We start from the raw sequence: 9,230 nt of genomic DNA on the forward strand, positions 1-9,230 counted from the left end.
CCAGCAGCTGGCTCAGCTGCTCGACCGTCAGCCGGTCTGGTAGTTGAGCGAACACCTCGTCAAATCGTCGCCGGGCTGGTGCTCGGCCTGGTCACCGGCGCCGGGGTCGCCGCCCTGCGCGCCGGGCCGCTGCAGGCCCAGGACCGCGCGGTGCTCGAGGCGGAGGTCGAGCGGCGCACGGCCGTCGCCGACCGGCTCGCCGCCGACAACACCGAGCTGCGGGCCCTCATCGAGGTCGAGCAGGCCGCCGCGATCGGCGCGGGCGCCGACAGCCTGCTCGCCGCCACCGAGGAGCTGGGCCTGCTGACCGGGGCGGTCGAGGCCACGGGGGAGGGCGTCGTGGTCGTCCTCGACGACGCCCCGGTCGACGAGGTGGCCGGCGCGGGCGCGGTGTCCGACGAGGGCCGGGTGCAGGACCTCGACATCCAGACCGTCGTCAACGGGCTGTGGGCCGCGGGCGCCGAGGGCGTCTCCGTCAACGGCCAGCGGCTCACCTCGCTGAGCACGATCCGCAGCGCCGGCGACGCGGTGGTCGTCGACCTGCGCCAGCTCGCCCGGCCCTACACGATCACGGCCGTCGGGGACGCCGAGCTCCTGCTGGAGGAGGCCCGGACCGGCTCCGCGGGGAGGTGGGCCGCCTTCCTGCGCGACAGCTACGGTGTCCAGGTGTCGGCAGAGGCCGCCGACGACCTGGTCCTGCCCGCCGCGTCGCGGCTGTCCCTGCGCCACGCCACGGGCGCGACGCAGGAGCCGGTGGTCGGCCCGCAGGGAGAGGACGTGCTCGAGTGATCGCGGTCATCGGCCTGCTCCTCGGGGTGGCGGTGGGGATCTTCCTCGAGCCGACCGTCCCGCCGTTCCTGCAGCCGTACCTGCCGATCGCCATCGTCGCCGCGCTCGACGCGCTGTTCGGCGGCTTCCGCGCGGTCATCGAGGGGATCTTCGACGACCGGGTGTTCGTCGTGTCGCTGGTCTTCAACGTCGTCGTCGCGGCCCTCGTCGTCTTCCTCGGCGACCAGCTGGGCGTCGGCGCGCAGCTGAGCACGGGCGTCGTGGTCGTGCTCGGGATCCGGATCTTCTCCAACGCGGCGGCCATCCGCCGGCACCTGCTGGGGTCCTAGGTGTCGTCGTACCACCCGGACAGCGTCGAGTCCTCCGCCGCCTGGCGGAGGCTGCGGGCCGGGGCGGGGCGGCGGCCCGGGCGGTTCCAGGCGCTCGCCGCCGTCCTGCTCTTCGTCCTCGGCGTCGCCGTCGTCACGCAGGCCCGCCAGACGTCCGAGGCGGGGCTGTCGACGCTGCGCGAGACCGAGCTGGTCCGGCTGCTGGACGGCGTCTCCGAGCGCCGGCAGCGGCTGGAGGAGGAGGCCGCCGAGCTGCAGGCGCAGCGGGAGGCCCTGCTCACCAGCTCCGACGCCAGCGCCGAGGCCGAGCGCGCCGCCCGCGAGCGGCTGGACGTCTACTCCATCCTCGCCGGCACGGTCGCCGCGCAGGGGCCCGGCATCACGATGGTCGTCCGTGACGACGGGGAGCGCAGCGTCGACGCCGCATTCCTCCTCGACGCGCTGCAGGAGCTGCGCGACGCCGGGGCCGAGGCGGTGCAGATCGGCGACGTCCGGGTGGTGGCCAGCACCTCCTTCGTCGACCCGCCCGACCGCAACGGGGTCGCGGTCGACGGGACGGTCGTCCGCTCGCCGTACACCGTGCGCGCCATCGGCGACCCGGACGTCCTCGAGCCCGCGCTGCGCATCCCCGGCGGGGTCGTCCCGCGCCTGGAGCGGGGCGACGACACGGTCATCGTCACCGAGGTCGACACCGTCGTCGTGGACGCGTTGCGGGTCGTCGAGGCCCCTGAGTACGCTCGCCCGGCCCAGCCCGAGGAGTGACCGGCTGCCCGTGCGGTGCGCCCGCCCGGCCCGGTCGGAGCAGAGAGCGGTGACGACGTGCAGGTACCCGACGGGTTCCGGTACACCGGCGAGCACGAGTGGGTCCAGGACGCCGGTGACGGGCTGGTCCGGGTCGGCATCACCGACTACGCGCAGGACGCCCTCGGGGACATCGTCTTCGTCGAGCTGCCCGCCCCCGGCACGGCCGTCGTGCCCGGCACGGCGTGCGGCGAGGTGGAGTCCACCAAGTCCGTGAGCGAGCTGTTCGCGCCGGTCGCGGGCACCGTGACGGCCCGCAACGACGCCCTGGACGCGGCGCCGGAGACCGTCAACGGCGACCCCTACGGCGAGGGCTGGATGTTCGAGGTGCGCGTCGAGGACGCCGCGGCCCTGGAGGACCTGCTGGACGCCCCGGCGTACACCGCACTGACGGAGGGGTGAGGGAGGGTGACGCGGGTGCTGGACGTCGACCTGAGCATGAGGGCTGGCACTAGGGTGGGCTCGACGGAGGAGGCACGACGATGACGGACACCCCGGACACCCCTCGCCAGCGAGGCACCGCTGCCATCCCGGTGACCCCGGGGCAGGCTGTCGACACCACCATCACCTACGCGCAGGCGACGGACACCGACCCCGCCAGCGGGCTCACCCGCGACGACCAGCGCGCGGTCGAGGCGCTCCCCCAGGGCTCGGCGCTGCTCGTGGTCCAGCGCGGCCCCAACGCCGGGGCCCGGTTCCTCCTGGACTCCGAGCGGACGACCGCCGGGCGCGCCGCGGACAGCGACATCTTCCTCGACGACGTCACCGTCTCCCGCCGCCACGCCGAGTTCGGCCGCGTGGGGGAGGGCTACCGCGTCGTCGACGTCGGCAGCCTCAACGGCACCTACGTCAACCGCCAGCGGATCGAGTCGGCCGTCCTCACCGCCGGCGACGAGGTGCAGATCGGCAAGTACCGGCTGGTCTACCACCCGTCGCGCCAGCACCTGGTCCCGGCGGACGGTGAGGCGCAGGCGTGAGCAGCGCCGCCCTCGCCGGCCGCTCGCGGCCCTCGGCGTTCACGATCGGCGAGGTCCTCGGCGTCCTGCGCGCCGAGTTCCCCGACGTCACCATCTCCAAGATCCGCTTCCTCGAGGAGCAGGGTCTCGTCGAGCCCGACCGCACGCCGTCGGGCTACCGCAAGTTCTCCGCCGAGCACGTGGAGCGCCTGCGCCACGTCCTCACCCTGCAGCGCGACCACTTCCTCCCGCTGCGCGTCATCCGCGAGCAGCTGGACGCCGGTGCGCCGGGCGTCGCCCCGCCGCCCGGGCCGGGACCGTTCGTGCGGGTCCTCGAGGCCGCCGAGCAGGCGGGCGGCCGCGGGGCCCCCGACGCCCCGTCGCTGGCCGACGCCGCGGGCGCCGACCTGGTCCTCGTCGAGGAGCTCGTCCGCCACGGCCTGGTGCGTCCTGCCGCGGACGGCTGGTTCGGCCCCGACGACGTCGAGATCGTCCGGGCGGCCGCCGCGCTGTCCGCGCACGGTCTCGAGCCGCGCCACCTGCGCAGCTTCCGCCAGGCCGCGGACAAGGAGGCCGACCTCGTCGAGCAGGTCGTCGCCCCGCTGCGCCGCGCCGGTCGTCCCGGTGCCGCCGGCGAGGTGGCCGACACCGCCCGCGAGGTGGCCGCCACCTGCCTGCGGCTGCACGCCGCGCTCGTCGCGGGCTCGCTCGGCCGTCGCTGACCCCGGGCTCGCTCGGCCGTCGCTGACCCCGGGCTCGGACCAGGGCGTCGGCCCGATCGTCGGCCTCGGCGCGGATCGGGCACCGACCTGCGAGCCGTGACGGGCCGACCGGACGCCCCGCGGGTCGTGCGGCGCGGGCGGGACCCGGGGGTAGCGTGGGGCCGTGCGCGAGCTTGATGTGGTCGGCATCCGGGTGGAGACGCCCTCCAACAACCCGATCGTGCTGCTGAGGGAGCGCGAGGGGCACCGTTACCTGCCGGTGTGGATCGGCGCGGCCGAGGCCAGCGCCATCGCCTTCGCCCAGCAGGGCCTGGTCCCGCCTCGGCCCCAGACGCACGACCTGCTCGTCGACGTGCTCGCCGCGCTCGGCCGCACCGTGACCGAGGTCAGGATCACCGAGTACCGCGACAACATCTTCTACGCCGAGCTGGTCCTCGACAGCGGCGTCACGGTCGGCTCCCGCACCTCCGACGCCGTGGCGGTCGCGCTGCGCGCCGGCTGCCGGATCGTCTCCGCCGAGGACGTCCTCGACGAGGTCGGCGTCCCCGTGCCCGACGAGGACGAGGGGGAGGTCGAGGTCGAGAAGTTCCGCGAGTTCCTCGACAGCATCAGCCCCGAGGACTTCGAGGGCGAGGAGGGCACCGGCGACGCCGGTGACGACCTCCCCGACGACCTCACGGACGAGCTGGGCGACGACCTGCCCGACGACCCGGACGACGACACGCCGCGCAAACCCTCCACCGGTGGTTGACCCTTGGTCGGGCGGTCCCTACCGTCGAGGACGACGGCGCGGTACCGGGCACCAGAGTCCCCGGCCGTGACGTCCCGAGAGGAGCCAGCCATGGCACAGCACGAGGTCGACGGGGCGGCAGGAGCCGCCGTGTCGCGCACGCGTGACCAGGGCCTCCTCTTCGAGGACGGCCTGCCCGACCTCGACGAGTCCGTCGGCTACCGCGGCCCCGTCGCGGCCCGCGCCGCCGGGATCACCTACCGCCAGCTCGACTACTGGGCGCGGACCGGCCTGGTGGAGCCCGCCGTGCGCGGCGCCAGCGGGTCCGGCACGCAGCGGCTCTACGGCTTCCGCGACATCCTCGTGCTGAAGATCGTCAAGCGGCTCCTCGACACCGGTGTCTCGCTGCAGCAGATCCGCACCGCCACGCAGGTCCTGCGCCAGCGCGGCGTCGAGGACCTGGCCGGCATCACCCTCATCTCCGACGGCGCCAGCGTGTACGAGTGCACCTCCGCGGAGGAGGTCGTCGACCTCGTCCAGGGCGGGCAGGGCGTGTTCGGCATCGCCGTCGGCCGGGTCTGGCGCGAGGTCGAGGGCACCCTCGCCGAGCTCCCCGCCGAGCGCGACGAGGACACCGTGCCCGTGCCGGGCGACGAGCTGGCCCAGCGCCGCGCGGCCCGCGAGGCGGTCTGACCCTCGACCTGAGGTCGAAGGTTCCGCGCTGACCCCCAGGTCGGCGCGTCAGTCGGGCCGGCGCGCCTGGCGTCGCGAGGCCCCGGCACGCAGCACCCGGTCGAGGTGGCTGTCGAAGGCGGCGGCCAGCTCGGGCCCGCCGTGGCCGGTCCACCGGTGCACCGGCGTGGTCGCGCCCTGGGACTGCTGGACGGCGGAGCGGTCGGGCAGCGTCGGCCGGAGCACGAGCGGGCCGAACAGCGTCGTGAGCTCCTCCAGGCGGTAGCGGTGCTCGGGGGACCGCTCCCGGAACCGGTTGACGACGATCCCGAGCGGCTGCAGCTGCGGGGCGTCGCTGCGCCGCAGGGCGTCGACCGCGCGCAGCGCCCGGTCCGCCGCCGCGACGGAGAAGATGGCCGGCTCGCTGACGACCAGGGCACGGTCGCTGGCGACGAGACCCGTGCGGGTGAGCCCGCCGAGGGACGGCGGGCAGTCGACGAGGACGAGGTCGTAGCCGGCGAGCTTGCCCAGCGCCGTCGCCAGCGCCCTCATGGCCCGCGGGCGGGAGGTGTGGTCGTGGTCGACGCTCGCCTCGGAGCCGAGCATGACGTCCAGCACGCCCGGCTGGTCGCCCGCCCACCCCGACGGGGCGACGGCACGGGCGATCTCGCCGCGCCGGGGGTTGGCGAGCACGTCGGCGACGGTGGCGTCCCGCCGGGCCGCGACGTCCAGCCCGGTCGTGGCGTCCGCCTGCGGGTCGAGGTCGACGACCAGCGTCGGGACCCCCCGGGCGAGCGCCGCGGACGCCAGCCCGAGCGTCACCGTCGTCTTGCCCACCCCGCCCTTGAGGCTGCTCACCGCCAGCACGACCACGGGCCGCACCGTACCGGCCCGGCGTGACGCGGCTGTTACCGTTGCCGTGCTGCGCACACCCTGCGGGAGAGACCGCGAAGCGGCGCCGAAGGGGCAACCTCCCCGGAACCTCTCAGGCACCCGGACCGCAGGGCACAGGCACGCAGGAGGGCTCGCGCCCGACTGTCGGGGTCCGACCTGGACGAGCCCTGCCCGAGGGCTCGCGGACTCCCGAGGAGCACCGTGCCCACCAGCCCCGCCCAGCCGCGCCCGGAGACCACCGGCCCTCGCACGCCCTTCGCCGACCGGCACCTGGGCCACGTCCCGGACGCCGGAGCGTACGCCCGCGCTACCGGCCACGAGAGCCTCGAGGCCCTCGTCGAGGCCACCGTGCCCGCCGGGATCCGGATGCGGGAGCCGCTGGACCTGCCGCCCGCCCTCGACGAGGAGGACGCGCTGGCCGAGCTGCGCCGGGTGGCGGCCCGCAACCGGGTCGTCCAGCCGATGATCGGCCTGGGCTACCACGGCACGGTGACCCCGCCGGTGGTCCGGCGCAACGTGCTCCAGGACCCCGCCTGGTACACCGCGTACACGCCCTACCAGCCCGAGATCAGCCAGGGCCGGCTCGAGGCGCTGCTCACCTTCCAGACCCTGGTCACCGACCTCACCGGCCTCGACGTGGCCAACGCGAGCCTGCTCGACGAGCCCACCGCCGCGGCGGAGGCCATGACGCTGCTGCGCCGTGCCGCCAAGGCGCCGGACGACGCGGTCTTCCTCGTCGACACCGACACGCTGCCCCAGACCCGGGCGGTCCTGCAGACCCGGGCCGAGCCGCTCGGCATCGCGCTCGTCGACCTCGACCTGGGCGCCGGCGTGGACGCCCCCGCCGACGCCGTGCCCGCGGCCCTCGCCGGGCGTCCGGTGTTCGGCGCGCTGCTGCAGTACCCGGGCGCCTCCGGCCAGGTGCGCGACCTGCGCGCGGTCGTCGCCGCGGTCGTGGAGGCCGGCGGCCGGGTGGCCGTCGCCGCCGACCCGCTCGCCCTCACCCTGCTCACCCCGCCGGGGGAGCAGGGCGCCGACGTGGTCGTCGGCTCGATGCAGCGCTTCGGCGTCCCCATGGGCTACGGCGGTCCGCACGCCGGGTACATGGCCGTGCGCGACGGCCTGCAGCGGCTGCTGCCCGGCCGCCTGGTCGGGGTGAGCAAGGACGCCGCCGGGCGCCCCGCGCTGCGCCTGGCGCTGCAGACCCGCGAGCAGCACATCCGCCGCGAGAAGGCCACGAGCAACATCTGCACCGCGCAGGTGCTCCTCGCCGTCATCGCCGGCATGTACGCGGTGTGGCACGGGCCCGAGGGGCTGCGCCGCATCGCCCGGCACGCCCACGACAAGGCCGCCCAGGTCGCGGGCTACGCCACGGCCGTCGGGCTCACGGTGGAGACCACCCGCTCCTTCGACACCGTCACCGTCCAGGTCCCCGACGCCCGGCAGGTCGTCGCCCGCGCGCTCGAGGGCGGGGTCAACATCCGCCTCGTCGACGACGGCCGTGTGGCCGTCACCGCCGACGAGACGACCCGGGACGAGCACGTCCGGGCGGTCACCGCCGCGCTGCTGGCCGCCTCCGGCTGCGAGGACGGTCCCGAGCCGTCCGCCGGCGCGGCGCAGGACCTCGGTGACCTGGCGCGGCAGAGCAAGTTCTGCACCAACGAGGTCTTCTCCCGCTACCGCTCCGAGACCGGCCTGCTGCGCTACCTGCGCCGGCTCGCGGACGCGGACTTCGCCCTCGACCGCGGGATGATCCCGCTCGGCTCGTGCACGATGAAGCTCAACGCGACCACGGAGATGGAGTCCATCACCTGGTCGGAGTTCGCCGACCTGCACCCGTTCGCGCCCGCCGACCAGGCCGCCGGCACCCGCCAGGTCGTCGCGGACCTGGAGACCTGGCTCGCCGAGGTCACCGGCTACGACGCGGTGAGCATGCAGCCGAACTCCGGCGCCCAGGGCGAGCTCGCCGGCCTGCTGGCGATCCGCGGCTACCACCACGCCCACGGGGACACCGCCCGCGACGTCTGCCTCATCCCCTCCAGCGCGCACGGCACCAACGCCGCCAGCGCCGTCATGGCCGGGATGCGGGTCGTCGTCGTGGCGTGCGACGCGGACGGCAACGTCGACGTGGACGACCTGCGGGCCAGGATCGAGACCCACCGCGACGCGCTGGCCGCCCTGATGATCACCTACCCGTCGACCCACGGGGTGTTCGAGGAGGCCGTCACCGAGATCTGCGACGCCGTCCACGAGGCGGGCGGGCAGGTCTACCTGGACGGGGCGAACCTCAACGCGCTCGTCGGCCTGGCCCGGCCCGGGAAGTTCGGCGCCGACGTCAGCCACCTCAACCTGCACAAGACCTTCTGCATCCCCCACGGCGGCGGCGGCCCGGGCGTCGGCCCGATCGGCGTGCGCGAGCACCTGCGGGACTTCCTGCCCGGCCACCCGCTCGAGCCCACGCTCGCCGGGAACGTCGTCGGCCCGGTCTCCGGCGCCCCCTACGGCTCCGCGGGCATCCTCACCATCCCGTGGACCTACGTGCGGATGATGGGCGCCGAGGGCCTCACCGAGGCCACGACCCGCGCCATCGCGGCGGCGAACTACGTCGCGGCGCGGCTGCGCGGGCACTGGGACGTCCTCTACACCGGGCGGACCGGCACGGTGGCCCACGAGTGCATCCTCGACGTGCGGCCGGTGGCCAAGAGCGCCGGCGTCACCGTCGACGACATCGCCAAGCGGCTCGTCGACCACGGCTTCCACGCCCCGACGATGAGCTGGCCGGTCGCCGGGACGCTCATGGTCGAGCCGACCGAGAGCGAGGACCAGGCCGAGCTCGACCGGTTCTGCGACGCCATGATCGCCATCCGCGAGGAGATCGCGCGGGTCGAGGCGGGGGAGTGGGCCGTCGCGGACTCGCCGCTGCGCCACGCGCCGCACACCGCCGAGGACCTCACCGACGACGCGTGGGACCGGCCGTACCCCCGCCGGCTCGGCGCCTACCCCTCGGGCACCTCGCGCGGGAAGTACTGGCCGCCGGTCGGGCGGATCGACGGGGCCTACGGCGACCGCAACCTCGTGTGCGCCTGCCCGCCGGTCAGCGCGTTCGGCGAGGCGGAGCCGGGCGCCGCGGTGACGGGGACGGTGCCGGAGGCCTCCGGCGCCGGGGCCGTGGACGGCGCCCCGGCGCGGACCTCCGCGCGGACGGTGGGGGCGGCCGGACGCTAGCGTCTGGCCCATGACGACGCCGCCCGAGGGCCAGCAGCCCCCGCCCGGACCCTCCGACGAGCACGGCGCCGGACCGGTGCCGCCGACCGGGCCGTACGAAGTCGGAGGCCAA

The 9,230-nt window shown here is 75.4% G+C and carries 9 protein-coding genes, 1 pseudogene and 1 riboswitch; of the genes and pseudogenes, 9 read left to right on the forward strand and 1 reads right to left on the reverse strand.

What is annotated here, in order from left to right:
• The first annotated feature begins 78 nt into the window (after positions 1–78).
• The 8 genes and pseudogenes from WCS02_RS13985 to WCS02_RS14020 all read left to right on the forward strand — a co-directional run bounded on the left by WCS02_RS13985 (position 79) and on the right by WCS02_RS14020 (position 5,020).
• Positions 79–789: a DUF881 domain-containing protein gene (locus WCS02_RS13985; RefSeq protein WP_340294261.1), complete on the forward strand. Its 711-nt coding sequence runs from the start codon at positions 79–81 to the stop codon at positions 787–789.
• On the forward strand, positions 786–1,118 hold the full coding sequence (locus tag WCS02_RS13990; protein WP_340294263.1) for a small basic family protein: 333 nt from the start codon (positions 786–788) through the stop codon (positions 1,116–1,118). Before WCS02_RS13985 ends, WCS02_RS13990 begins: the two co-directional genes overlap by 4 nt.
• Complete coding sequence (locus WCS02_RS13995; protein ID WP_340294265.1) at positions 1,119–1,880, forward strand: DUF881 domain-containing protein; 762 nt, start codon at positions 1,119–1,121, stop codon at positions 1,878–1,880.
• Positions 1,881–1,937: 57 nt separating this feature from the next.
• The gene (gcvH, locus tag WCS02_RS14000) at positions 1,938–2,321 is read left to right on the forward strand and encodes a glycine cleavage system protein GcvH (protein ID WP_340294267.1); all 384 of its coding nucleotides are present in this window, start codon (positions 1,938–1,940) and stop codon (positions 2,319–2,321) included.
• A gap of 80 nt (positions 2,322–2,401) precedes the next feature.
• Positions 2,402–2,896, forward strand: a complete 495-nt coding sequence (locus WCS02_RS14005; protein ID WP_340294269.1) for an FHA domain-containing protein — start codon at positions 2,402–2,404, stop codon at positions 2,894–2,896.
• A complete protein-coding gene (gene ftsR, locus WCS02_RS14010; RefSeq protein WP_340294271.1) occupies positions 2,893–3,597 on the forward strand; it encodes a transcriptional regulator FtsR in 705 nt (234 codons plus the stop codon). The genes WCS02_RS14005 and ftsR overlap by 4 nt, the downstream gene beginning before the upstream one ends.
• Before the next feature lie 163 nt (positions 3,598–3,760).
• Positions 3,761–4,228 (forward strand): annotated as a pseudogene (locus WCS02_RS14015) (bifunctional nuclease family protein); the annotation flags it as partial.
• Positions 4,229–4,438: 210 nt separating this feature from the next.
• On the forward strand, positions 4,439–5,020 hold the full coding sequence (locus tag WCS02_RS14020; RefSeq protein ID WP_340294273.1) for a MerR family transcriptional regulator: 582 nt from the start codon (positions 4,439–4,441) through the stop codon (positions 5,018–5,020).
• A 48-nt stretch (positions 5,021–5,068) separates the two neighbouring features.
• Here WCS02_RS14020 and WCS02_RS14025 read toward each other — a convergent pair whose 3' ends face one another.
• The gene (locus WCS02_RS14025) at positions 5,069–5,872 is read right to left on the reverse strand and encodes a ParA family protein (RefSeq protein WP_340294275.1); all 804 of its coding nucleotides are present in this window, start codon (positions 5,870–5,872) and stop codon (positions 5,069–5,071) included.
• Positions 5,873–5,925: 53 nt separating this feature from the next.
• Positions 5,926–6,010, forward strand: a riboswitch (glycine riboswitch).
• Between the two features lie 84 nt (positions 6,011–6,094).
• Between WCS02_RS14025 and gcvP the strand changes: the two genes are divergently transcribed.
• A complete protein-coding gene (gene gcvP / locus WCS02_RS14030; protein WP_376983715.1) occupies positions 6,095–9,118 on the forward strand; it encodes an aminomethyl-transferring glycine dehydrogenase in 3,024 nt (1,007 codons plus the stop codon).
• The last annotated feature ends 112 nt before the right edge of the window (positions 9,119–9,230 follow it).

It is taken from the genome of Aquipuribacter hungaricus (genome assembly GCF_037860755.1).
Lineage (GTDB): Bacteria > Actinomycetota > Actinomycetes > Actinomycetales > JBBAYJ01 > Aquipuribacter > Aquipuribacter hungaricus.